This is a genomic window from Patescibacteria group bacterium, from assembly GCA_004297215.1.
In the GTDB taxonomy this organism is placed as follows: domain Bacteria; phylum Patescibacteriota; class Patescibacteriia; order UBA9934; family GWF2-40-263; genus 2-01-FULL-63-20.
Window position 1 is genome coordinate 373,472 of sequence record SCUM01000001.1, and the last position, 22,636, is coordinate 396,107.

Here is a 22,636-nt window from a genome sequence, read left to right on the forward strand (position 1 = left end):
AGGATTGTTACTTCAAAGTCACCTGCGCGCCGGCTTCCTCGAGCTTCTTCTTCATTTCCTCGGCCTCGGCCTTCGCGACGCCGGCCTTCACCACTTTGGGGGCGGCATCCACGATCCCCTTGGCCTCGGCAAGGCCCAGGCCCGTGATTTCGCGCACGGCCTTGATGACGGCGATCTTGCTGGCACCGGCGCCGGTGAGCTCCACGTCGAAGGAGGACTTCTCTTCCGCGGCGGCAGCGCCGGCGCCGGCGGCGGCCATCACCATGGCCGGGGCGGCGGACACGCCGAACTTCGCTTCCAGGCACTTCACGAGCTCGGCGAGGTCGAGCACGGAGAGCTTCTCGATCTCGCTCACGAGGGAGGCGAACTTCGCCGGGACCTCGACTTTCACTTCGTCTGACATAACGATAGGGGGTAGGTAGTAGGGGGTAGGGGGTAGTATGGAGGATTTTTGTCCTACCACCTACCAACTACCACCTACGCACTTTAGTTAAGCCGCCTGCTTCACACGGATCGCTTCCAGCACGCGGACGAAGGCGGACACGGGAGCGAACATGGTGCCCACGACGCGGCCGCGCTGCGCCTGCTTGCTCTCGAGCTTCGCGAGCGCCTTCATGGCGTCCGCGCCGACGAACTTCCCTTCCAGGATGCCGCCGACGATTTGGATCCCTTCCTTATCCTTGCCTTTCGCGAGGTCCGCGACGAGCTTGGCCGGAGCCACTTCGTCCTCCATGCCGAAGGTGGCGAGGATGGAACCGGAGAGCGCCCCCTTTTCGACCTTGAGGCCCGACTGTTCGAGCGCCTTCTGAAGAAGCGTCTTCTTCGCCACGGTGAGCTCGACGCCGGTCTCGCGCCCCTTTGCGCGCAGCGCGTCGGCGTCGCCCATGGTGTACCCCGCGATCGAGGTGAACACCGCCGCCTTCATGCGGCCGAGCTTGTCGACGAGCCCGGAAAGGGCCTCTTCCTTTTGAGCCCTGGTTTTGGCCATAGGTATCGACCTTTAGGTGTATTAAAGAAAATTCTGCGAACGAATCGCAGAAGACACGCGCCAAACGGCGGGGAGGCTGGCCTCGACGGGACTTATCTCGGATCCTTCGCTTTCGCTCAGGACCTTCGGCCCGTTGTCTTTGGCGATCCAATTGCCCCGGCACTATACCCAAGGGCCGGGAGGGCGTCAACCCCCGACCATGGTCCCCGTGAACCGATGCCCGGAGAGGAGCGCGTCGAGATTCTTGAGGTCCGTGCCGTTCACGATGGCCACTTTCATCCTGGACGCGGAGGCGAGCTTCGCGGCCACCGGGTCGAACGGGACGTTCATGCCCGGGTCCCACTCCTCTCCCACCATCTTGCGGAACTCCTTCCAGCCGATCCGCATGACGGGCTCGGCATCCTTGTGCTTGCCCGGATCCTTGTCGTACAAGTAGTCGATGTTGGACAGGTTCACGATGAAATCCGTGCCTAGGCGCTTGGCAAGGCGCACGGCCACGTAGTCGGTGCTCCACCCAGGCTTCCATCCGGCGCCGATCATGACCGGCTTCGCCCAGCGCGTGGGCGCGCGCGTGGGATCCTTGATGACGGCCGGGTGCGCCACGTCGCGGAAGAGGGTGCGCAGCAGGTGGCCGTTCATGCGCGTGGCGTGGATGCCCAGCCAGTCGAGGTCATCGCGGGTGAGGTTGCCCATCTTGCGCGCCGCGTCCTGGTACGCGCGCGCCGTCGCCCCTCCGCCGACGACGATGAGGAACCGCCATCCCCGCGAGACGTGGCGCAGGATGAGCTCGCGGAACCCCTTGAGGAACTCGGTGTCCATGCCGCCCTTGGGCGCCACGATGGATCCGCCGAGGGACAGGACGAAGGTGGGCTTACCGGTCATGTTTCTTTTGCGTGCTTGATAAGCCAGTTGGTGCCCATGCTCACGACCCAGAGCAGGAACGCGGCCATGAACGCGGGAAGGAACCCGGAAACGTGGAACCCTTTCACGATGGTGCTCGTGAGCCAAATCATGAGCGCGTTGATCACGAACGCGAACGCTCCGAGCGTGAGGACGGTCACCGGCAACGTGAGGATGAACAGGAGGGGCCGGATGAGCGCGTTCACGAGGCCGAGCACGAGCGCCGCGACGAGCGCCGCATAGAACCCGTCCACGCCGAATCCTGGGACGACGTTTGCGATGACGATGAGCGCGAGCGCATTGAGGATCCAGCGGAGAATGAGGGACATAGGGTCAGACGGATTCGTATTTGGCCTTGATCTCGCGCACCTTGTTCTCCACCTCTGAAAGCTTTTCCTTGCAGGCGGCGGCGAGCTCGAGCCCGCGCTCGAACTTCTTGAGCCCCTCGTCGAGGTCGGCTTCGTCGCGCTCGAACCACTCGGTAATGGCTTCCAGCTCCTGGAAGGCTTTGGCGAAATTGACGGCTTTCTTTGCCATAGTTTGTTGGTACTGCGTGTTGGTGCGCTGCGGCGCGTTTGGGCCTGATGGCGTCGGCGACGAACGCAGCCGCAGGCTGCACCGACGACCCGTCAGGGCCACTCACGCCGAAGGCGCTGACATCATATCAACCTCTGCTTCCCCTTCCCGTTAATCCGCGTCACGTCGGCGTCAAAGCGCCCGCGCGCCAATCGTACCTCGACTTCGGCTCCCACCTCAAGGGCGGACGCGTCGCGGGCCACGTGGCCGCCCACGCTCACGATCCCGTACCCGCGCGCGAGCACGCGCGTGGGGTCGACGTTCTTCAGCAGCCGTTCGCCCCCGAACACGCGCTCGCGCAAGCGCGGGATCCAACGTCCGGCCGCGCCGTCGAAGGCGGAGACGGTCGCGTAGAGCCGCTCGCGCTCCCGAGACACGAACGCTCCGGCGGCTGATGCCACGTGGCCGACCGTCCGTCGATGCGCGTCGAGCTTCTCGCGCAGGCGCGTCTCGACGTGGCGCGCCATACTTTCGACCTCATAGCGCACCTCCTCGCGGCTCGGACAGACGCGCTCGGCCGCGTTGCTCGGCGTGGACGCCCGGACGTCCGCCACGTAGTCGCACAGCGACTCGTCGCGCTCATGGCCGATCCCGACGACGACGGGAATCCGACACGAGAACACGGCGCGGGCCACGGACTCGTCGTTGAACGCGTGCAGGTCCTCCAGCCCGCCGCCGCCGCGCGTGAGCACGAGCACGTCGGGACGCTCCGCCTCGGGGAGCGCGTTGAAATGGGCGAACGCGGCAAGGATCTCGGGCACGGCGCTTGCGCCCTGCACGTGCACGCTCGAAAACAGCACATCCACCCCGCCCCAGCGGTTGCCGAGCACGCGCAGGAAATCGCCGTACGCCGCGGCCTCGCGCGAGGTGATGAGCCCGACGCGCTCGGGAAACCGCGGGAGCGGCCGCTTGCGCGCGCCGTCGAACAGCCCTTCTTCCTGGAGTTTCGCCTTGAGCGCGAGGTACGCCCGCTTGAGCGCCCCTTCGCCGACGAGCTCGACCGCCCGCACGTCCATCTGGAACTTGCCGAACTTGGGGCTCACCTTGGCTCCCCCGGTCACGCGCACGCGCATCCCGTCCTCAAGCGGCACGGACAGCTGCCACACGGTCATGAAGCACTTGAGCACCGCTCCGGCTTCGGCGTCCTTCAGGTCGAAGCTCACCCACTTGCCGTGGCTTACGCGCAAATCCGACACCTCCCCTTCCACGCCCACGTCCGAAGGCACCTCGCGCAGCCGGTCGTTCACCAGGTCGAGGTATTGGGCGACGGAGATGGCGGCGGGGACGGACATGTCAGGAATTCGGCTCGATCACCAGCACGCGCTTCGCTCCCGAAAGGCCGCCCTCTTCCGCGTCCCAGTCGTCCATGGCATCCATGATCGTCTCGAACGGATACACGTATCCCTCCCCGCGTCGCGTCCCTGGATCGTTCGTGATGAACCCCTCCTCCGTCCAGCCGCGGATCACGATCATGTGGTAGAGAGGGCCCGGCTGCTTGAAGTACGGATTATGCAATTCCCTGCCCGCGGCCGGCATGATGACCGGGTGCCCGGCGCGCACTTCGCGCTTGATGTCCTCGACCGTCGGCGCCTTGACGACCTCGGCCGTCTCGTACCCGAAGAATTTCCTGGCGATGACCCCCGTCTCCGCCGCGGTCGTGTCCTCGAAGTACCCGAACTGCTTGTTCTCGAAATCGACGATGGCAAGGAGCTCCTTGTCCGCCCCGTCGGGGTCGAAAGAGGTCCGGCCGTCGTAGAACGCGTCCACCATGAGCAGGCTCGCCTCCTCGCAGGTTTCCTCATGCACCTCGTCCCAGATCGCGAGCGGCGCCTGGGAGGTGAACGGGACGGCGAGGTTGAAGGAGGTTGGGAGAGGCGTTAAGGCCTCAGGCATTGAAGGCTTCAGGGGAGATTTCGCCGGTTTGACTTCCGATGCCGGCACGGCTGCTGGGGCCTTGTCTGCCTGAGGCCTTACCGCCTCTTGAACGGTCACATCCTCGAAGCTCACCGCAGGCGGAAGCTCCGGTTGCATGGCCGAACGGAAATAGTCCGCGATGACCACGCGGTTCACGACGGCCGCCGCGAGGGCGGCGACGGAGAGCGGGACGATGATGAGCATCGGTCGTAAACGCATATCAACGGTACATCGGGACGGCCTTGATCGGCTTGCCGGGACTCGTCTGGAGGCAGCGCTTCTCCCCCTTGGACGGCCCTTCGCACTCGTAGCCGGACGGACATTGGTCGTCCGTGGCGCACACGCAATACGACGCACGCGCTTCGCGGCAGGTGGCGCCGCTCCCGTCGGTAAAGCAGATCACGCCGGGAAACGAACAGGCGTCGTGCACGTCGGGCGTATCGAAGCACTCGCTCACGCGCTCGTACCTCACCGTGCCTCCCGCCGCCTCGCACGCCTCGGTCGCCGGGCGGTTGAACGGTTCTTGCGTGGCGAGCGGCAGCTCCATGAGCGCCACGGTTTCGGGCGCCTTGGCCGTGCGGATCGCGAAGGTCGCCGCGGCGGCGATGACCGCGAGCGCCGCGACGAACAGGAGGAGCAGCCGGCGTTCGGAAATCTCGGCCATAGGCTATTCCTTCGGGACAGGTCGCGCGAACTCCGGAGCGGGCATGGGCTTGTACGGGTCGATGCCCGTCTGGGAACGGACATCCGGGGCGCGGCGCGAAGCCATCACTCCGATAACCGAGATGACGAGCAGCACGGCTCCGACCGTGAACGCGATGGCGAGTTCGTGTTTGATCACCTGTTTCATATTATCGGCAGTTTTCTTGTAACCATTCCTTCAGCTTCCACGTCGCGCGTACGTCATCCTCGTTGTAGTCCAGGATCTTCTGCTTGAGCGCGTCGTCCTTGGTGCCCAGCCATTTCTCGAACCAGATCACGGAGTTGGCTCCCGAGGCGTCTTCCGCGCGCCAGGTGAAGCCGAGATAACTCGCGATGTCCTTCAGGCTGTAGAAGGTGAGCGGGAAGATCACCGCGGGGCGCAGCGCCATGTTGACGTCGATGAGGTTGCGTTCCATGGCCTCGCGCGCGATGGCGCTCGTGCCGTAGCGCGCCGCGAACCGGCGGAGCACGTCGGCCTCGAACGTGCCGTAATGGTACACCGGCGTGTCGAACTCGCTCTCGAGGAACCCGGTGAAGTCGCGCCACATGCGCTCCTGGTCCTCCGGGCTCGACGCGAAGAAGGACCGGTATTCGCTCTGGTTCCCATCGACGACGAGGACGCCGAACAGGTAGTCGAGGTCGCGCAGCGGGTCGCTCTCGATATCGAAGTACACGGCGCGCTTCCCGACCGGGAAATCCACCATGCCCGTGATGAGATGCGTCCCCTTCTTGAGCGCCACGGCCTGGTCGCGCATGCGCTCGATGCGCTCGTGCCGCACGCCAGGCGCGCGATGCGACAAGGTCTCGACGGACGAGGCGGCCAGCTCGTCGATCGTCTTCACGCCGGCCGCGGAAAGCGCCGCCACCTCTTCCCGCCACACGCGATTCAAGAGCGACAGGTCGTTGCAAGATTCCGAGATCCCCTTGCACTTCGGAAACCACGGCGACTGCTTGCACCCGCTCGTCACGAAGTGCGCCGGCTTCTCCCCGGAGACGATGCGCTCGATCTCGTCGAGGGTCAGCGCGTACTCGCCCTCGAACGCGCCGATGTCGTATGGCAGCACCGTCTTGTCGGGCGTGATGACGTACCCGCGCTGCGGCTTCACCCCTTGGACGCGTTCGAGCAGCTCCGCGTAGAAGCAGCCCTGGAACGCGAAATCGTCGCGCATCTCCCGCGCGCCCTTGAAATCCGCCGCCACGTAATACCAGTCGCCCAGGCGCGAACGCCCTTCCACTTTTTCGAGCACGTCGGGGGTGCCGATCCAATGCTTATCGATGAGCACGGCGCGATAGATGGTGGCTCTTCCCTCCTTCATGAACGCCAGGGTCTGCATGAATCCGTCCTCGGGATCCTCGTACATGACCTCGGCCACGTCCGGACGGCCCTCAAGCAGTTCACGCTGCTTCTCATGGATGAGCCCCTGGGTGGTGAGCAGTTCGAGGAGCGGCTCATGCGGCGCCAGCTCGTCCGCATGCGCGTTGAAATACACCCAATTGGGGCATTTGAGGTACTGGTAGAACGACTTCTCCGTGATGAGGCGGGGCATGGACGGATTATATCATTCCTCGAGGTAATCGGCGGGTTCATACACGTTCCGCGCGTTCCAGATCATCCAACCAGACGCGCCGGCGTCGCGGGCGGCCTTGATCTGCGCTTCGATGCGCGCCGCGGTGTAGGTGGCGCCGATGTCGAAGTCCTGGATCCATGGACGCAACTTTCGCGCATACGCCTCGGGCGGGATGCCGAGCGCTTCGAGCATCGCCTTGCCAGAGTCGAACGAATGCTTGGGAACCTCGTACGGGTAGAGCGCCGGATTCTTGTATCCCTGGAATCCGACGGCGTAGTGCGACGGGTAGGTCATGGGCGAGACGAAATCGACGTACGGGAACGCGTCCACCAGCCGCTGGCCGATGTTGAAATCGTCGACGCTCTCGAAGGTCATCCCGAACAGGTCGAACGACACGGGAATTCCATCGGTTTTCAATCCTTCCCCGAGCGTCTTGAAGAATCCCTGCATCACCTCCACCTTGGTCTGTTTCCCGTCGTACACCGGATAACGGATGGCCGAGAGCGCGCCGTCGGAGGCGAAGCGCACGTAGTCGTACTGGATCTCGTCGAACCCGCGCGCGTACGCCTCGCGAGCGAGCGCGAGCGCATACGTCGCGACGCCCGGATCGGCCGGGTCCACCCAGGCCGCGCCGGTGTTGTCGCGCCAGAGGGAGCCGCGCGGATAGCGGAACGCGACCTCGGGATGAGCCGCGGCATACGCGCTATCGCGCATCACGGCCACGCGCGCGATGCGGTAGATGCCGGCGTCTTTCAGCCGACCGAGAAGCGCCTCAAGGTCGGGGATGGCCGGCTCTTCCTGCGCGTACGGCGCAAGCGACAGGTCAAGCGGCGCGAAGGCGAGCTCCCCGTCGTCCATCTTGAGGTCGATGACCACGGCGTTGATCCCGCTTCCCTTCATGTATCCGAGCAGCTCGTCGGCGCGCTTCGTGCCCGCGGTCTGGGCGGTCCAATACAACCCGCGCACTTCATCGGGAATCGGGACGTGGATGGAAGGCGGCGCCGCGTCGGCCACGGTGGGCGGGGGCTCCGGGACGCGGATGCATCCGGCGCCGGCAAGCGCCAGGGCGGCGGAAAGCAAAAGGAGGCGTTTCATGTGTCTGCAGCATAGCGGGAAAGGACCAAGGCCGGAAGAACCAAGGACCAAAGGAAACGAAAAAGGACGAAAAAAAGAAAGATGAAGGTTTAAGCCTTCATCTTTCAGCCTTGAGTCCTTTCACGTGTCCTTTGGTCCTTTAAAAACCTTGATTCCTTGGTCCTTACTTCTTGTCTTCCACCGTTACCTTCACCATCTTGTCGCCCACCTTGATCTTGTCCACCACGTCCATGCCGGAAAGGACCTTGCCGAAGATGGTGTAGTTCTTGGGGAGCGGGTAATCCGCGAGCATGATGAAGAATTGGGAGCCGTTGGTATTCGTGCCGGAGTTGGCCATGGCCACGATCCCGCGATCGTACCGGAAGTCGTCCTTGAGCTCATCCGCGAACCGGTAGCCGGGGCCGCCCGTGCCGATGCGCGGGTCGCCCGGCGGAAGCGTGCGCGAGTACGGGTCGCCGCCTTGGATTACGAACCCTTCCACGCGGCGGTGGAACGTGACCCCGTCGTAAAAGCCGAGGCCGGCGAGATACGCCATGTTTGAGACGGCGAGCGGCGCGGACTTGGGGTACAGCTCGAACGTGATGTCGCCCTTTTCCGTGTGGATGCGGACGACCTTTCCGGTGATCTCGGCGTCCGGCAGCACGCCGGGAGCCGTAAGGGTGGCTGGTTGTTCGGTCACAACGGGGGTTGGTTCGGGTTGGGTCGGGACGGAGGCCGGAGGGAGGGTGATCTCGACGGCATCGCTCCCGGAGAGCCCGGCGGGCGATCCCACTGGCGCACATCCTGCCCCGAGGAGCAGCAATCCGGCAAGGCCAAGGGAGAGACGACGGGACGACGTCATACTAGCGGGCCGAAACGGCCTGACCGTTGAAGGCGTTCACCTGGCTCGAGAGCGACGCGATGTCCATGCTCGAGACCAACACGGCTCCCGAGAGCACGAGCATGACCGCGGCCATGGCAAGGAACAGGCGGTTGGGGCCCAGCGGGAGATGGTGGCAGTCGCTGCAACCATAGGCTAGCTGCGGACCCGGCGGCGGTTCGATCGTAGGTTCGTCGGGGCCCTGCAGGAGCGACATGGGCCCGCCTTCGTCAAGGCTGCGGCGGGCATGCGTGCGGCGGCGCGCGCTGGTCGTGCTGATTCTTCGGGTGGCCATAGGGATGTGGTGGGGTGATGTGATTGTGGAAAAGTATAGCACATCCGCCTGACGCGATGCTACGGCGAAGGCGCGAGCGGGGCGTCGGGAGGACATCCGGTCCCTCCCTGGAACCGCACCGCCACGCGCGTGATCCCGGTCGGCTCGGCGACCTCCTTCGTGGCGACGATCTCGCGTCCGCGAACGAACGCGCCACCACACCCGCCACGCGAGAGCGGCTCCGCGACCAGGAAAAAGTCCTCGCTGCCCGGCTCCGCGACCGCGGAAAACGCCTCGTACCCGACGGTGCCGGAAGGCGGGAACGAAAGGAGGGCGTCGAGGAGCGCGGGCGAGACCGTCGAAGCGGGGCCTGGATCGGCCGGGGCCGCGGTCCAGTCCGACAGGCCGGCGGCCGCGTCCGCCATGAGACGTCCGTCGGCGCGGTCGTCCTGCGACGCGGCGCGACGCCACGCCCCCGCGGCCGGATCGTACCCCCACAAGGCGAGGGCGGCTCCGGGGAACCGCTTCGCGGCCCAGTCCGGGTCGTACGCCAACGCGACCTCGTATGGACGCATGGGCGCCGCCTCGTCGACCGTCACCCGATACGCGGGCGCGACGCCGGCGCTTGCGACGCGATCGGAGATTCGCTCCACGCGGATGGAGGAGAACGGACCCGCGGCCGTAAAGCGCCCGTCGTCGGAGCGGCCTTTGGCGCGATCGGGATCGGGCAAGGCGAACAGGGCCGTAGAGCCGAGGACGACGGCAAAGGCGAGGATGAGAGCGTGGACGGGCAGGCGGTCGTTCATGAAACGCGTTTCCTCGCCTTGTGCGCGCGCACGCGCTCGCCGGCCTTCGCGTGCGAGTCGCGGCAGGGCGGATCGACGTCGCACCGCGCGAGCGCGATGGCGTCCTGCTGCTCCCCGATGCGGTCCTCATAGGCCAGCTCCTCGTCGTGCTTTTGCTCGGCATCCTGCGCGAACACCGCCACCGCGGCGCCGGCGAGCGTGAGGAGCATGGCGATCACGAGCCAGGTGAAAATCATAATGACGCAGGGGGCATTCCTGCGTCATTCTACCATAGTCACGCCGCGTTCATGGCGGCGTCTTCCCAGGGCGTGCCCGGGCGTCCGAACGCGCCATAGACGGACAGGTCGCGGTACATCGGCCTCTCAAGGCTTAGCCTTTCCACGATGGCCTCGGGCCGGAAATCGAATGCCCGTTTCGCCGCGGCCGTGAGGTCCATCTTCGCGCCTTGGGCCTTTTCCCCGACCCCCCGCACCTCGATCGCAACGGGTTCGGCGCGTCCGAGCGCATAGGCGACCGTGACGGTGGCCGCATCGCATAGGCCCTGGTCAACGAACGATCGGGCGCACGTGCGGGCGAGATATGCGCCGCACCGGGACGCCTTGTACGGATCCTTTCCGGCCATGGGGGTATCGAATCCTGGCACCAGGCCGCCGTACGTGTCGGATGCCGCCTTGCGCCCGCTCATCCCCGAGTCGGCCCGGAACCCGTGCGCGGTGAACGGCCCGATGGGATTCACGGACATCTGCGGCGGCTCCACGCCGAACACGGGCACGATGAGGCGTTCGATGAGCGCGCCCTGCACGTCACGCGGCGCCATGTTGCGGGCGTGGGAGGCGAGCACGGTGACACCCGCCACGCGCGCGCCGTCTAGCGTCACCTGCACCTTGCCGTCGGGCCGCAGCCAGGAGAACGCCGGGTCGAGCCGTCGTAGGTCATCAAGGCGGCGTGACAGCTCGTGCGCGTAGACGACCGCGCGCGGCAGCCGCTCGCGCGTCTCGCGCGTGGCGTACCCGCGCACCACCACCAGGTCGGACGCGCCGCGCGGCGCCTTGCGCATCTCGTCGGACGGCTTTTCCACGTTCACGAACACTTCGATCTCGTCCGTGTAGCCGATCTCCGCATACGTCTTCTTCGCAAGCGCGGACAGGTCGAAATCCGCCGCGGAATCCAGTTCCCCGGCCACCATCATCATCCCGTGGGACCCCATCACGCACAGGTCCACTGATGCCTTCGGATCGCGACGCAAACACTCGTCCACGATGGCCTCGGCCACCTGGTCGCACACCTTGTCCGGATTCCCCGCGCACGCGCTTTCGACCACTTTCAACATATGGAGTGGGTGAAGGGTAGCCGTCCGAGCGCGGAAATTCAAGGGACGAACAGGGGAAACAATCGGGATAACAAAGAGCGCACCTACGGGGCATTGAGCAGATGGCTCTTTGCCGCGCGGGTGCGCGAGTCGACGGTCTATCGACCGTACTTCGTCTTGAGGTCTTCGAGGACGCGCTGCGTCCCCATCCGCTCGTAAGCATCGAGCACGTGCGGCGGCGGGGGCTCGACCCCGATGGTGCCCTCGCGGGTGTCCGTGCGGAACCACCCCTTGTGGTAGGTTCCATCCTCGGACTGGCCACGGAAGCACCAGCTCTGACCCGACCCGTCCTTGATACCGACCTCCGTGATGTGGAGCGTCAGCTTCTTGTTCTCCACCCACCAGTTCGACTTGTCGGTCGACTTGAGGATGAAGGTGACGGGACGGAGATTGTTCATGCTGCGCTCGAACAGCGCGAGCATGAGGTCGTACTTGCTGGGGCCGCTCTTGATACCGACGGTGACAGATGCCATTCGGCACCTCCTGACTTGCTGAATACCTCCTTGGATGGTGTGGAGGCGAGCACCGTTACGCACCCTTGCGGATGCGCCACCTGCCCATACGGGTAGGAATTGCGTCGTGTTTACGACTGATAAAAATACCACAAAAACGCCCTTTTGTCAATAGTTGGTGGCTAAGGTTGACCTAAATCGAAAACCCTCGGCGCGAACCGAGGGTTTTCGCATCCCGGGCCTAGGCGGTTGCGAACACGGACACGTCCCGCTCGATCCGTTTCGCGACGGCATCCTGCACGCAATCAAGGTCATAGTGCATTTGCAGGTTCAGCCAGAACTGCGGGGTGGTGCCGAAATAACGCGCGAGACGCAGGGCGGTGTCGGAAGAAACGGACCGTGTCCCGTGAATGATCTCGTTAATCCGCCGTGCGGGAACCGCGATGTCCTTTGCAAGCCGGTACTGGGTCAGCTTATGCGGACGCAGGAACTCATGGTCCAAAATCTCGCCTGGATGAACGGGTTTTTGTTTTGCCATATCAGTGATAATCGATAATTTCTACGTCATGCGCGTATCCGTCCTGCCACCGAAAGCATATGCGCCACTGGTCATTTATCCGGATGCTGTAACGATGCAACCGATCATGAAGGAGTTTCTCAAGACGATTCCCAGGCGGCACGACAAGGTCGGCTAATGCGCGTGCCGCATGGATCATCCTAAGTTTATAGAGAGCCGTCCGCTGAATGTCCGAAGGGATTTTTCTGGACCATTCTCTCTGGAACAGACGCGCGGTCTCCTTATCGGCGAAGCTCAGAATCATAATAACGCGTCACGTTATTAAATGTCAATGGGTTCGTGGAGTACAAAAAAACTCCCCAATGGCCCATTTAAGCCGGAAGGGAGTCCTCTGTCGTCACCCCGATGACCGGTGGAGGTCTCACGAAGATGAGAAGATTTAATCATGTTTTTTTCGTTTTGTCAAAGGCGAGACAAAGCGCCTAGAGATCCTTCAGGCCTGATGGCCTTCAGCCTGCCTGCCGGCAGGCAGGGATGCCACCGGCCTCTGCGGCCGGTGGCACTTATCCACAGTCCCCTCTTTTTCTGCCAATCTACGACCCTTGTGTTCGGTTTTTGTTCGGTCTACAATACGAACATAAAGCGAACAGGAGATTGCTTCGTCGGCTGAAGCCTCCTCGCAATGACAGACTCCTATGCCACCTCTCACGAAAAAACAGGCAGAAATCCTTGCTCACATCCGATCCCATATCGCGGAGCACGGGTACGCTCCAAGCTACCGCGAGATCGCCGAGAACTTTGGCCTCTCCTCCCCTGCCACGGTGCACCAGCATGTGAAGTCGCTCGCCGAGAAAGGGATGATCGAGGTGGGAGATGAGGGCGAAGCGCGCTCCATCGAACTCGTCGACACCGGCGAGAGCGCCTTGCTCGCGCTCGAGCTCCCGCTGGTCGGCCTCATCACCGCCGGGTCTCCCATCGAGGCGATAGAAGAGCGCGAAACCATGGCCGTGCCCGCGCAGTTCGTCCTCGACGGCGCAAACTCGTACGTGCTCAAGGTGAAAGGACGGTCGATGATCGACGACGGCATCCACGACGGGGACTTCGTCGTGATCGAACGCAATCCAAGTCCAAGAAACGGCGAGGTCGTCGTCGCCCTCCTCGACAACGCGTATGCGACGCTCAAACGGTTTTATCGCGAGACCAACCGCATCCGCCTCCAACCCGCGAACAGCACCATGGATCCCATCTACGTCAAAGACTGCATCATCCAAGGCGTCGTGCGCGCCGTGATCCGCAAGTTCCAGCCGGCGTAGCACCTCCGCCCGCCGAAGCCTTGGCGAAGGCGGGTCCCCTTCCCTCACGAATCATTTCATTCCCTAGCCGCTGAGCCGTTCAGGCTCCGCCCATGCTTTATGTCGTCCGCCACGCTCAAGTACTACGACGTCTCCATGGGATTCGTCCCGTTCCGCAAGGAACGCGAACTCGAACGGTCGATGAACCACCTGCGGCTGCGCGTGTCGCGCCGGCGCTTCAAGCGGGCCGTGCGGCAGATGCTGTCGCGCCTGGACTCGGTCGAGGAATAGTGGAACGTATCACCATCCACGCGGACCCACCTTCGCCAAAGGCTTCGGCGGGTCGACATGCATGGCAACGGATCATCATGCATGTCGACATGAACAGCTACTTCGCCTCGGTGGAGCAGCAGTTCAATCCCGCCCTGCGCGGGAAACCGATCGGCGTGACCGGAAAACGTACCGAACGATCGGTCGTCGCGGCCGCCAGTCGCGAGGCCAAGCTTCTTGGCGTGAAAACCGCCATGTCCACCTGGGAGGCGAGGCGCATCTGCCCCTCCCTCATCATCGTGCACGGCGACCCGCGCAAGTACGCCATGATCACCGAACGCTTCAACGCCATCTTCAACGACCATGCGGACAAGGTGGAGCGCTTCAGCGTGGACGAAAGCTTCCTCGACGTCACCATCGCCGCGCGGGACTACCTGGGCGCGATCGCCATCGCGCAGTCGATCAAGCACCATCTTCGTCGCGAGTGCGGGGAATGCATCACGGCCTCCGTGGGCATCGCTCCTAACAAGCTGCTCGCGAAGGCCGCATCGGAACGCATGAAGCCCGACGGACTTACGGTGGTGAAACCAGGTGAGGAAATCGCGTTCCTGGACACGCTCGCTCTCGAGGACGTCTGCGGCATCGGGCCGCGCATCGCGAGGCGCCTGGGACAGCTCGGCATCACCACGATCCCCCAGCTGCGCGCCGCGCCGCTGGGACTCCTCGTGAACGAATTCAAATCCTATGGATGCTGGCTGTTGAACGCCGCGCGCGGCATCGATCCGGATGACGTGGTGCACGACCCTTCGACAGGCTCAGGGCGGCGAGCGGTCGCCCCGAAATCCGTCGGGCATTCCTACACACTCCCCCGCGACGCCTGCGCGCCTACCACGATCCGTCGCTACCTGCTCGGGCTGTGCGACAAGGTCGCCTGGCGGCTGCGACGCGACGGGTACGCGGCCCGAAGCGTGAGCGCCTACGTCCGCTTCGGCGACTTCTCCGGCGCCGGACGACAACGACGATTCGATGAGCCCGTGAACGACGGGCTTTCCCTCTACCGCATCGCCTGGTCCTTGCTCACAGACCCCCTCATGCTCCCCCTTTCCAAGGGGGAGATAGCTCGTCCGGTCCGCCTCATCGGCCTGTCGGCTGGCAGGCTCGCGCCTGTCTCCGGACAACCCTCGCTGTTCGCCGCCGACCGCAAGCGCGAGCGCGTGAACGCCGCGCTCGATCGCGCCCAGCGCCGATTCGGCAGCGGCGCCTGGACCCGCGCATCGCTTCTCAATACGTCCATCCTGGAACGGACCAGCGGGTTCGCGTACGACCACGAACTCTAGTCCGCGCCGAAGGTCCCCTTGATCACCTGTTCGCCCGGGTCAGGATTCCCGTCCTTTTTCTCAAGCGTCACGACCACGCGCGTGTAATCGTCGACCGTCCCGTCTTTCCCCCCTTCCCAACGCACCACGAATTCCCCGAGGTCGTTCGTGACCATTTCCCCGAGGGAGAAGAACTCGTAGGGCACCTGACGGAGGAGCCACGCCTCGTACGCCTGGCTTTCGCGGTCGATCGCCAGTGGGGACATCACGAGCTCCACATAGGGTTTCCCGTCCTCTTGCCCGCGTCGGGCTACGCCGACCCTCACGCTCGAACGCACGTCAACGAGCGCCGCTTCTCGGTCTTGCCGGGCGGATTCAGGAATGGACGGGGTGATGGAAGTCGGCGTGGCGATCGGGGCCGTCGAGGCGATGGAGATCGCCTGGGGTTCTGGCGTGCGGGCGCGGAAGGCTTTCACGCTCACGGCAAAGACGCCCGCGAGCACCGTCACCAAGAACCCGGTCACCAACACGGGACCAAGTCGGAAGAACCGTCGAGATGAGCGGACATGAGCGTGTCTCACAGGTCGTCTACGTTCCTTAGCAGCCCTCGATACGGGACATCGGTCTTCTTCTCGCCGAGCGCGTCCAGCACGATCATCGGTTCCTCGTCGGTCCCCCACCGGGAACGGGAAGGCGGCGCCGTGCGCGGGGCATGCCGCAATCGTACCTCCTCGGCGAGCCCTTGAGGAAGCTCGGTCACCAGGGGCGACGGCGCGCCAATCGAGAACGCGTCGGTCATGGAGGCAATGGGATAGGTGAGGAACAGCCGGCGGCGCGCGCGGGTGATTGCCACATACAAGAGGCGGCGCTCCTCCTCAAGCCCGTCTTGCTCCTCGAGCGCGCGCGGATTCGGGAACTTGCCGTCGGCGAGCCCCATCACGAACACGGCGTCCCACTCAAGCCCCTTCGCCTGATGGATCGTCGTGAGCACCATCTTTTCTTCGTCCTGTGCCTCGCCGCTCCCGCCGCGCGCCGCCCCGTACTGGTCGGTGAGCGACACCTCATCGAGGAACGACGTGAGCGACTCGTAGCCGTCGGCGAACAGGGCGAACTGCTCCAGGTCGTCCAGCCGGTCGCGGAAATCCGGGTACTCGGCCTCGAGGTAATCGCGATAGCCGCTTCCCGCGACTTCGCGGATCATGCCGGATGGGCCGCCGGCGGCCGCCGCCTTGCGAAGCACGTCACGCGCCGCCTCCCAGCCGCGGGCCGCTTTTCCTGACACGGGACACCGCGCGAGCACGGCCTCAAGCCCCTCCGCCCCGCGCAGGCCGTCGACGATCTTCCCGGCCGTCACGAGCCCGATGCCGCCCTGGAGCGAGAGCACGCGCATCCAGGCAGCTTCGTCCTTCGGATTCGCGATCAGCCGCAGATGCGCCACGAGGTCCTTCACGTGCGCGCGCTCGAAAAACTTCATCCCGCCGCGGTACTCGTACGGGATGTCGCGCTTCATGAGCTCGAATTCGAGCGACTGCGAATGGAAGCTGGCACGGAACAGCACCGCGATCTCGCAGAGCGGCGTCCCCTCGTCGCGGAGCTGGAGCGCCTGCTCGGCGATATACCGCGCTTCCTCGGCATCCGTCCCGGCCGGCACCAGGCTCGGCTTTTCCTCGTGCGGACGCACGGCCCGGAGCTCCTTCTTGAACTGGTCCCGGTTATGCGCGATGACCCCGTTGGCGAGCGCCAGGATGTCGGGGGTCGAACGGTAGTTGGTGAGCAGCCGGAAGGTGGTCGCCCCCGGGAACAGCTCCGGGAACGCCAGGATGTTGCGGATGTCCGCGGCGCGGAACGAGTAGATGCTCTGCGCGTCGTCGCCCACCACGAGCAGGTTGCGGTGCACGAGCGAGAGCTCGCGCACGATGTGCGCCTGCAGCGCGTTCGTGTCCTGGTACTCGTCCACGAGCACGTAACGGAAGCGGTCCGCGAGCCGGTCGCGCACGTCGGGCCTCTCGCGCAGGAGCTTGAGGAGCAGCACGAGCAGGTCGTCGAAATCCACGGCGTCGGACGCCGCCTTGCGCGCCTCATAGAGCTCCGCGATGCGCTCGACGACGGGCGCCAGGTCGGAAAAATGCGGATGCTTGATCGTGAGCGCGTCGCGCACCGGGATCGTAGCATTGCGCGCGTAGCTCGCGATCCCCTTAAGCACGGCCGGCGACGGGAAGCGGCGGGCCGTCGTATCCACATCGGCCTCCTTCACGCACAGTTTGATGAGGTCGCGCGCGTCTTCCTCGTCGAGGATCGTGAACGACGGCGTGCGGCTGACGAGCGGCGCGTACTGGCGCAACAGCCGGTTCGCGACGGAATGGAACGTGCCGCCCCAGATGCCGGTGGCTCCCGCGCCGAGCAGCCCTTCGACGCGGTCGAGCATCTCCTTGGCCGCCTTATTCGTGAACGTGAGCAGGAGGATCTCGTCGGGTCGGACGCCGCCTTCCAGCAGATACGCCACCCGATACGTGACCGTACGCGTCTTGCCCGAACCAGCGCCGGCGAGCACCAGGCACGGCCCGTCCCCGCCCTCGACCACGGCCAACTGCTCCGGGTTCAGTTCCCCGGCATAGTCGATCTTGCGCGCTCCCGCCGGAGCGTCCTTGAGGACGAATTCCTTCATGTCCGCGCACTGTATCAGATTAAAAAGCGACCCGACAGATGTCGAGTCGCGTGCGTCGCAGGGCGGCGATCAGAGGAACTTGTGCAGGTCGTAGCCGATCTCGTACGCCTGATCGTAGTTCGGTCCGTTCTTGTGATTCAGGCATTCGATCATGGCTTGGATTCCGACCGTGAACCGCGCGATGGCGTTCGCCGAGGCGTACTCGGGCGTCGCTGGTGGCTGTGCCGCGGCGATGCTGTTCAGCACGGTGAGAAACAGTTCGAGTTGCTCCACCGTCGGCACGAACTTCCCTTTGGCCGCGAGCGAAAGCGGGATCATCACGAGGTGGTAGCGGCGACCGCCGTGAAGGTGGCGAACAAGATTCCGCCCCTTCTCGAACAGTGCCTTCGCGCCGACGAGGTTTCCCTCACGCAGCGCCGCGGCCATCGCGGGAAAGTCCTTCTTGCACTGGTAGCCGAAGAACCGGCAGAACGGGCTGATGATCATGCCGATCATGCGCTTCGCATGCGCGTCGATGCGGTCGGCCGTCTGGTGCCGCCTCTCCGGCGTCCACCAGTCGTCCGGCTTCGCCGCGGCTTCCGTGCATTGCTCGTCGAACGCATCGATGGCGTCGTAGACCCGGCCGACGAGGCGGGTGACGACGAAGACGCGGGTGTCGAGGTAGACGGGGACCGTCTCTTCCTCCTCGATACGGGCGTCATTCTCCTCGATGGCGAGGTTCAGCATGTACGTGACGACGGACGGATTGTTCCGGCCGCGCGAGTCCGCGAGAACCCGGCCGCGGGCAAGTCGCTTCTGCGCTTTCACCTTGTGCTCGTTGCGCGGTTTGCCGAACCGGTCCGGGGTAGCGTTCGCCTGTTCCCGGAACCCCTCGACGGCGGCGATGCCTCCGTGACCGACGAACTTCGCCTGCTGACGCAGGAGCCGCAGCTCGCGCGCGGCCTCTTTCAGGTTCGGCACGCTCACGAGATACTCGCCGACAGCCTGGTCGATGCCGCGGACGAACTCCTGCGGCTGACGGAACACCTGGCAGGGTTCGAACGGGCTGTTCTCGGGAAGAGCCAGGCGCTTGCCGAGCTCGACGTGACGATTGAGAAGGTCGCCTTCCCAGACGATCTGTTCGTCCTGATCCGTGTCGTTTGCCGACTCGGTCGCGACGTACACCCCGTCCATGATTTCGCCGACTTCCGCGCGCATCTGAACGCGGCCTTTGAGCGCGATGGCATGCGGCTTGCGCGGCAGGTTGAACGGGTCGGGATCGGGGAGGTTGGCGATGTCGATGAGCTCGCGCCTTTGAACCACGGGACACCTCTTTGTTTGGTTGCCAGTCTGGCTTGCCGACCCTACGACAAAAACGGACCCGTGTCAATGGATAAAACTTGAAATAGGAAAACTTGAAGTACCAACGGACACGTGAAAGGACGAAAAAGCGAAACGTTTCAAACCGTTTCGCCTTTTCGTTCTTCAAACGTTTTTCCACCCTCGTTCAAGATTTCAAGTTTTCCTGTTTCAAGTTTTCGTTCACCAGCTCCCTCCGCCTCCGCCGCCAAACCCTCCCCCTGACGAACCGCCTCCGCCGCTTCCGCCAGAACTCGCCGGCGCCGACGCGGCATTAAGCGACGAGATGAAGCTATCCATGCTGTTTCCGAATGACGATGCATCCCAGGCCGACCCGGCGGGACCCGCGTACCACGCAGGCGACGCCGTTTGCTTTTCCGCGAGCGCGGAAGCCCACTTGTCGGCCACCCCGAAGACGATGGCGTAGGGCAACAGCTTCTCGAAGATCCCCTGCTCCTCCTGCCAGCGCGACCGGTACTTTTCCGCTACCGACAGGTACTCCTTGAGCCCGAGCCCGCGGTCGGCCACGATGGCTCCCTTCTCGGTCTTCTTCGGCATGAACGGGGCGAACAGGAGGAAGAACCCGCCGGTCGTGATGAGCGAAATCATGGCGATGGGCCGCCCGGTGATGGCCGCCGCCTGCGCGCCGAGCAGGATGCCCACGGCGAGCACCAGGATCCCGATGACCGCATGCGCGAACCGTTCCGTGCGCGGGTTCTTCACGTAATAGCCGTCGTCGGCCATGTGCCGGTACAGGGCGTCTTCCAAGGCACGGCGCGCCTTCGCCGTCGCCGCGTCGGAGCCGGACAATCCCACTTCGGTCCTCCCCTCGAACAGGAGGTCGAGGAACGCGCGTTCATGCGGCTTGAGGTCGCCGTCCGGCCTCTTGAGCGTCAACGCGTAGTCCTTGTCCTTTTGCTCGATCGTGAGGAACCCGCGCACGGCCAGGTCCACCACCGTCGCCGCGAAGGCGCGCTGCACGCGGGCGGAAACGAGCGTCCCGAGCTCGGCCGGACGCAGCCCGGCGGGCGGCTCGTACTCCGCGACGATCGGCCTTTTCCCTTTCGGATCCTCTCCGTGATGCCGCCAACGATGGAACAGGACGAGGAACGCGAACAACGGGACGATCGGGAAAAACAGGTCCCAGTTGTCCGAAAGCCACCAGGCAAGCCGCGCTTGCGTGCCCGGCTCATGCGCCAGGTTCTTCGGGAACCGCACCGAGACGGTCATCGGTCCGGTGGCGGACATCCGGATCCCGTCCTTCACGAGCGTGAGCTCGCAGGAGGAGCCGGAAGAGGGGAAACACTCGTTGCGCAGGTCGCCCGCCGCGGCCCCGGCCACCTTCACGGTCGCCCGCACGGAAGGGAGCGGCGCGTCCCACGCGTCGCCGGTGACGTTCCAATACAGCTCATCCTCCAAGTCGCGGAACAGCAACGCGTTTTCCACGTGGTACGCAAGGTCGTAGCGGAAGTCGCCCGCGAAGGTGGCGTCCGGTTCGCCGATCTTGATCACCTGGTACGCGCCGGAGCGGTAGCTCTCGAACGGCGCGCGCTCCCCGTCGCGCCGGACCGAGTCGACCCGCAGGCGGATGCGGTGCGTGGACCCGTCGGGACGCTCGTATGCGACCGGGATGAACCGGAACAATCCGTGGCGCGGTTCTTCGAACGAGCCCGTGATCTCCTCGGCCACGTCGAAGGATCCGTCCGATCGCACCTCGATGTCCGAGCCAAACGACGTGAACGTGACGCCGCCCTGTCCTTGTGCGGACGCGGAGGCCGCGAAACAGAGAAGGCTAGCGAAGGAAGCGGCGACGGTTGTCCAGATGCTCCTCGAACGTGCGCGCATATTTCACTTCCCCTTCGGGAGTGGTGAGGAAATAGTAATAGGGGTTCTTCGTCGGATGCTCCGCCGCCTGGATGGCATCGATCCCCGGGTTGCCGATCGGTCCCGGCGGAAGGCCGGGATACCGGTACGTATTATACGGCGAATCCACTTGCAGGTCTTCATAGGTGACGCTCGGGCGGTTCCCGCCGGTCGCATAATTCACCGTGGAGTCCGCCTGCAGGGCCATCCCGATCTCCAGGCGCTTGCGGAAGATGTCGGAAACCTGCGCCATATCCTCTGCCCCCCGTACCTCGCGCTCGAGGATGGAGGCGAGGGTAAGCGTCTTCACGAAGTCCTCCCCTTGGACGATTCCGTTTTCCGCGAGTCGCAGGCCAAACGTGGCGCGGAGCTTCCCGACCACGTCTTCACTCGTCGCGTCCGTGTGGAACCGATAGGTGTCCGGGAACAGGTACCCTTCGAGCCCCGCGGTTGCCGCATCCCACTCCTCTTTCGTGATATGCGGCAAAGCAGCACGCGTCACCTCGCCGATCTGTCTCACCGTGTACCCTTCCGGAATGGTAATCTCCACCTCCTCTCCCGCGGTCGACAGGCTCAAGATGGAAAGCAGGGCCACGTAGCTCATCCCCTCCTTCAACGTGAACGTGCCGGCCTTAAGGCGCGGCGCCGCGCCGGTCAGCCGTGCGAACGCCCTGAACGCGAACGGGCTCTCGATGATCCCGGCCTCCTGCAGCTGTCCGGCCACCGTCCGCGCCGTCGCGCCGGAAGGGACCGTCAACGAGATTTCTTCCGCTCCCGGTCCTGGAGCGATGAGGATGGCGTCGTACGCCACGGAACCTGCCCAGGCGACGAATGCAAGAGAGCAAGAAATGGCGAAGAGAAGGAAGAATCGGCTCATACCACGTGAGGATAGCGTCCCTTGAGCTTCTCGACCACCTCCTTCACGCGCTGCGCGTCGGATTTCTTGCACACCAGGAGCGCTTCGGGCGTGTCCACCACGACGACGTCATCCAGCCCGAGCACGGCCACGGGCTTGTTCCCGTACGCATACACGAGCGACCCGCGCGTGTCGACGAGCACCGAGTCGCCGCGCTCCACATTCGCTCCTTCCTCCGCGAGCTGCGCATGCAGCGCGTCCCAGCTCCCCACGTCGCTCCAGGGGAACGTGCCCTGGATCACCGTCATGGCCGACGCGGGCATGCGTTCGGTGACGACGCGATCGAACGAGGCGCGCGCGCCCGAGAGGATTTCCGGCGCGTACCGGTCGCAGGCCTCGACGAACATCCGCGGGGTGGCCATGTAATAGTTCGCGTGCCAGAGATACGACCCGTCCTCGAGATACGACTTGGCCGTCTCGTAGTCCGGCTTCTCGGCGTGGCCCAGGAACTCGAACGCGTCCACCGCGCCGTCGCATGCCACCATCGTCCCGATGCGCGTATAGCCGAGGCCGGTGCTCGGGAACGTCGGCGCGATGCCGATGTCCGCGAACGTGCCGCGTTGCTTCACGATAAGCTCTCCGGCGGACAAGCAACGCAAGAACGCTTCATCATCGCCGATGAAGTGGTCGGACGGGACAAACACCAAGGGTTCGTCCGGCGCAACGTCCATAAGCGCCGCGGCGGCGAACCGCATGGCTGGCCCCGTGTCGCGTCGTTCAGGTTCGACAAGGATGCGCCCGACGAGCTCCGGGAGTTCCATCGCGACCAGCTCCGCCACCTCGGGAGCGACGCACGCGTAGATCTTTTCCGACGGGATCGACCGCAGCAGCCGCCGGTACGTGTCACGCAACAACGACTCCTCGGTGAGGAGTGCGGCGAACTGCTTTGGCTTGGCCGTGCGGGAAAGCGGCCACAACCGCACCCCTCCCCCGCCGCAGAGGATGATGGCGCGCAT

At 64.5% G+C, this 22,636-nt stretch carries 27 protein-coding genes; 2 read left to right on the forward strand and 25 right to left on the reverse strand.

What is annotated here, in order from left to right; genetic code table 11:
• Positions 1 to 7: 7 nt before the first annotated feature.
• The 19 genes from EPO34_01915 to EPO34_02005 form a co-directional block, all read right to left on the reverse strand.
• Complete coding sequence (locus EPO34_01915; GenBank protein TAK03893.1) at positions 8 to 403, reverse strand: 50S ribosomal protein L7/L12; 396 nt, start codon at positions 401 to 403, stop codon at positions 8 to 10.
• 87 nt (positions 404 to 490) lie between these two features.
• Positions 491 to 988 (reverse strand): 50S ribosomal protein L10, encoded by a 498-nt coding sequence (locus EPO34_01920; GenBank protein ID TAK03894.1) that lies wholly within the window; start codon positions 986 to 988, stop codon positions 491 to 493.
• Between the two features lie 186 nt (positions 989 to 1,174).
• A complete protein-coding gene (locus EPO34_01925) occupies positions 1,175 to 1,870 on the reverse strand; it encodes a UMP kinase (protein ID TAK03895.1) in 696 nt (231 codons plus the stop codon).
• Positions 1,867 to 2,217, reverse strand: coding sequence for a phage holin family protein (locus tag EPO34_01930; GenBank protein ID TAK03896.1), 351 nt, complete (start codon positions 2,215 to 2,217; stop codon positions 1,867 to 1,869). Before EPO34_01930 ends, EPO34_01925 begins: the two co-directional genes overlap by 4 nt.
• A 4-nt stretch (positions 2,218 to 2,221) precedes the next feature.
• Positions 2,222 to 2,425 (reverse strand): exodeoxyribonuclease VII small subunit, encoded by a 204-nt coding sequence (xseB, locus tag EPO34_01935; GenBank protein ID TAK03897.1) that lies wholly within the window; start codon positions 2,423 to 2,425, stop codon positions 2,222 to 2,224.
• Positions 2,426 to 2,547: 122 nt separating this feature from the next.
• On the reverse strand, positions 2,548 to 3,756 hold the full coding sequence (gene xseA, locus EPO34_01940; protein TAK03898.1) for an exodeoxyribonuclease VII large subunit: 1,209 nt from the start codon (positions 3,754 to 3,756) through the stop codon (positions 2,548 to 2,550).
• Between the two features lies 1 nt (position 3,757).
• Complete coding sequence (locus EPO34_01945; protein ID TAK03899.1) at positions 3,758 to 4,597, reverse strand: hypothetical protein; 840 nt, start codon at positions 4,595 to 4,597, stop codon at positions 3,758 to 3,760.
• Between the two features lies 1 nt (position 4,598).
• Entirely contained in the window at positions 4,599 to 5,042 is a 444-nt protein-coding gene (locus EPO34_01950) for a hypothetical protein (protein ID TAK03900.1), read from the reverse strand.
• A gap of 3 nt (positions 5,043 to 5,045) precedes the next feature.
• Positions 5,046 to 5,228, reverse strand: a complete 183-nt coding sequence (locus tag EPO34_01955; protein TAK03901.1) for a hypothetical protein — start codon at positions 5,226 to 5,228, stop codon at positions 5,046 to 5,048.
• Position 5,229: 1 nt separating this feature from the next.
• Positions 5,230 to 6,627 carry a TM0106 family RecB-like putative nuclease gene (locus EPO34_01960; protein TAK03902.1) on the reverse strand — a complete coding sequence of 466 codons (1,398 nt, stop codon included), beginning with the start codon at positions 6,625 to 6,627 and terminating at the stop codon, positions 5,230 to 5,232.
• Between the two features lie 12 nt (positions 6,628 to 6,639).
• The gene (locus EPO34_01965; GenBank protein ID TAK03903.1) at positions 6,640 to 7,743 is read right to left on the reverse strand and encodes a hypothetical protein; all 1,104 of its coding nucleotides are present in this window, start codon (positions 7,741 to 7,743) and stop codon (positions 6,640 to 6,642) included.
• 163 nt (positions 7,744 to 7,906) lie between these two features.
• Complete coding sequence (locus tag EPO34_01970) at positions 7,907 to 8,584, reverse strand: peptidylprolyl isomerase (GenBank protein TAK03904.1); 678 nt, start codon at positions 8,582 to 8,584, stop codon at positions 7,907 to 7,909.
• Position 8,585: 1 nt separating this feature from the next.
• Positions 8,586 to 8,897 (reverse strand): hypothetical protein, encoded by a 312-nt coding sequence (locus EPO34_01975; GenBank protein TAK03905.1) that lies wholly within the window; start codon positions 8,895 to 8,897, stop codon positions 8,586 to 8,588.
• A 59-nt stretch (positions 8,898 to 8,956) separates the two neighbouring features.
• Positions 8,957 to 9,682, reverse strand: a complete 726-nt coding sequence (locus EPO34_01980; protein ID TAK03906.1) for a hypothetical protein — start codon at positions 9,680 to 9,682, stop codon at positions 8,957 to 8,959.
• Positions 9,679 to 9,918, reverse strand: a complete 240-nt coding sequence (locus EPO34_01985) for a hypothetical protein (protein ID TAK03907.1) — start codon at positions 9,916 to 9,918, stop codon at positions 9,679 to 9,681. The genes EPO34_01980 and EPO34_01985 overlap by 4 nt, the downstream gene beginning before the upstream one ends.
• A 38-nt stretch (positions 9,919 to 9,956) precedes the next feature.
• Positions 9,957 to 11,012, reverse strand: coding sequence for a hypothetical protein (locus tag EPO34_01990; protein TAK03908.1), 1,056 nt, complete (start codon positions 11,010 to 11,012; stop codon positions 9,957 to 9,959).
• Positions 11,013 to 11,149: 137 nt separating this feature from the next.
• Positions 11,150 to 11,524, reverse strand: coding sequence for a hypothetical protein (locus tag EPO34_01995; GenBank protein ID TAK03909.1), 375 nt, complete (start codon positions 11,522 to 11,524; stop codon positions 11,150 to 11,152).
• 220 nt (positions 11,525 to 11,744) lie between these two features.
• Positions 11,745 to 12,041, reverse strand: a complete 297-nt coding sequence (higA, locus tag EPO34_02000) for an addiction module antidote protein, HigA family (GenBank protein ID TAK03910.1) — start codon at positions 12,039 to 12,041, stop codon at positions 11,745 to 11,747.
• A 1-nt stretch (position 12,042) separates the two neighbouring features.
• Positions 12,043 to 12,324 carry a type II toxin-antitoxin system RelE/ParE family toxin gene (locus EPO34_02005; GenBank protein ID TAK03911.1) on the reverse strand — a complete coding sequence of 94 codons (282 nt, stop codon included), beginning with the start codon at positions 12,322 to 12,324 and terminating at the stop codon, positions 12,043 to 12,045.
• A 391-nt stretch (positions 12,325 to 12,715) separates the two neighbouring features.
• Between EPO34_02005 and lexA the strand changes: the two genes are divergently transcribed.
• Positions 12,716 to 13,333: a transcriptional repressor LexA gene (lexA, locus tag EPO34_02010; GenBank protein TAK03912.1), complete on the forward strand. Its 618-nt coding sequence runs from the start codon at positions 12,716 to 12,718 to the stop codon at positions 13,331 to 13,333.
• 92 nt (positions 13,334 to 13,425) lie between these two features.
• Positions 13,426 to 14,919: a DNA polymerase IV gene (locus EPO34_02015; protein TAK03913.1), complete on the forward strand. Its 1,494-nt coding sequence runs from the start codon at positions 13,426 to 13,428 to the stop codon at positions 14,917 to 14,919.
• On the opposite strand, the gene EPO34_02020 is transcribed toward EPO34_02015, so the two are convergent.
• The 6 genes from EPO34_02020 to EPO34_02045 all read right to left on the reverse strand — a co-directional run bounded on the left by EPO34_02020 (position 14,916) and on the right by EPO34_02045 (position 22,636).
• Complete coding sequence (locus tag EPO34_02020; GenBank protein TAK03914.1) at positions 14,916 to 15,479, reverse strand: hypothetical protein; 564 nt, start codon at positions 15,477 to 15,479, stop codon at positions 14,916 to 14,918. The genes EPO34_02015 and EPO34_02020 overlap by 4 nt on opposite strands.
• The gene (locus EPO34_02025) at positions 15,476 to 17,563 is read right to left on the reverse strand and encodes an ATP-dependent helicase (protein ID TAK03915.1); all 2,088 of its coding nucleotides are present in this window, start codon (positions 17,561 to 17,563) and stop codon (positions 15,476 to 15,478) included. The genes EPO34_02020 and EPO34_02025 overlap by 4 nt, the downstream gene beginning before the upstream one ends.
• Positions 17,564 to 17,632: 69 nt before the next feature.
• Positions 17,633 to 18,865: a hypothetical protein gene (locus EPO34_02030; protein ID TAK03916.1), complete on the reverse strand. Its 1,233-nt coding sequence runs from the start codon at positions 18,863 to 18,865 to the stop codon at positions 17,633 to 17,635.
• A gap of 219 nt (positions 18,866 to 19,084) precedes the next feature.
• Positions 19,085 to 20,746, reverse strand: a complete 1,662-nt coding sequence (locus EPO34_02035) for a DUF2207 domain-containing protein (GenBank protein ID TAK03917.1) — start codon at positions 20,744 to 20,746, stop codon at positions 19,085 to 19,087.
• Positions 20,694 to 21,641, reverse strand: coding sequence for an endolytic transglycosylase MltG (mltG, locus tag EPO34_02040; GenBank protein TAK03918.1), 948 nt, complete (start codon positions 21,639 to 21,641; stop codon positions 20,694 to 20,696). The genes EPO34_02035 and mltG overlap by 53 nt, the downstream gene beginning before the upstream one ends.
• On the reverse strand, positions 21,638 to 22,636 hold the full coding sequence (locus tag EPO34_02045) for a hypothetical protein (protein ID TAK03919.1): 999 nt from the start codon (positions 22,634 to 22,636) through the stop codon (positions 21,638 to 21,640). The genes mltG and EPO34_02045 overlap by 4 nt, the downstream gene beginning before the upstream one ends.